Raw genomic sequence first — 1,057 nt, 5'->3', positions numbered from 1 at the left:
ATCTCCCCCCTTGCGGGGGAGATGTCCGGTAGGACAGAGGGGGGTGCCTCGCGCTGGCCTTGCAGGTGATCACCGCGAAGAAGCCCCTACTCGCACTGCCGGCGCGGGCCGCCGTCGAAGGGCTGGTAGGTGTTGTCCTGCGGATTGTAGGTGCGGTAGCGGCTGAAGCAGTCGTCGATGTGGTCGCCCGAAAACTGCGGGCCCAGGAGCCGATCCCTGGGAGTCTGTTCCTCCGGCGAAATCTCCTCCGGCGGGCCGCCATAGGTGGTGGCGTAGCCGTCGCGTGTCGGGGCGTAGCCTTCCATCTCGGCCTGGTCGTCGATCACCTGGCCTTGATCGGTCTGCTCATTCTGGGTCGCGTCGGTCGAGGCGGTGCTGTCGCCGCCGGGATCGAAATAGGGCGAGACGCAGGGCCGCAGTTCGCCGCTGTAGGAGCGGTAGCTGTTTTCTTCCGAGCGGTAGCTGCGATAGCGGTTGGCGCACCATTCGAGATGGGCGGCGGGCAACCGTGCCTGCTGCTGGGCCGGCGCATCCGCCTGCCGGGAAGGCTCAGCCGCATTGGCGTCGGGCGCGGGCAGGCCGGGCTGGGAGACATCGGGCAATGGCTGCAATTGCCGCGGCGCGGGCGCCGGCGTCGCGAGGGCTGCGGTCTGCGTGCTATTCGCCTTGGCCGTCGCGTCCGCCTTGGCGGGCGCGCCGGCCGCCTGCTGGGCGGGAATACGTTCGAGCCCCTGCCTTGCCGGATCGACCGGCCGGGCGTCCTTGGTCCACAGCTCTGAGACACCGATCGCCGGCGTTGCCTGGCGCACCGGCTTGGCGGCGAGCAGCCAGGTGGCGAAGGCGAGCCCGCTGGCAAACACCGCCAAGGTGAACACGAAACCAGCGACAATTCCCAACAAAGCCTTCACGCCGCGTTCCTTCAGCCCCGCTTAAAGAATGGCGCGGCGTGGATCCGGTTCCCACGAGAAGAGGGCAATGTTGAGGCCCGCCGAGGCAGGAAACGGTAGAGCCCCGCGTGCTCCGGGGAGAAGCAGGCGGGGCTCAAGGATCGCTAGGG

The 1,057-nt window shown here is 68.4% G+C and carries 1 protein-coding gene; it reads right to left on the bottom strand.

Annotation, left to right across the window (positions count from 1 at the left end; genetic code table 11):
* Window positions 1–86: 86 nt before the first annotated feature.
* Window positions 87–908, bottom strand: coding sequence for a BA14K family protein (locus tag EOA29_RS37535; protein WP_127222463.1), 822 nt, complete (start codon window positions 906–908; stop codon window positions 87–89).
* Between the last annotated feature and the right edge of the window lie 149 nt (window positions 909–1,057).

The organism is Mesorhizobium sp. M1E.F.Ca.ET.063.01.1.1, from assembly GCF_003998155.1.
Lineage (GTDB): Bacteria > Pseudomonadota > Alphaproteobacteria > Rhizobiales > Rhizobiaceae > Mesorhizobium.
This window is presented reverse-complemented; position numbering and strand designations above follow the sequence as displayed.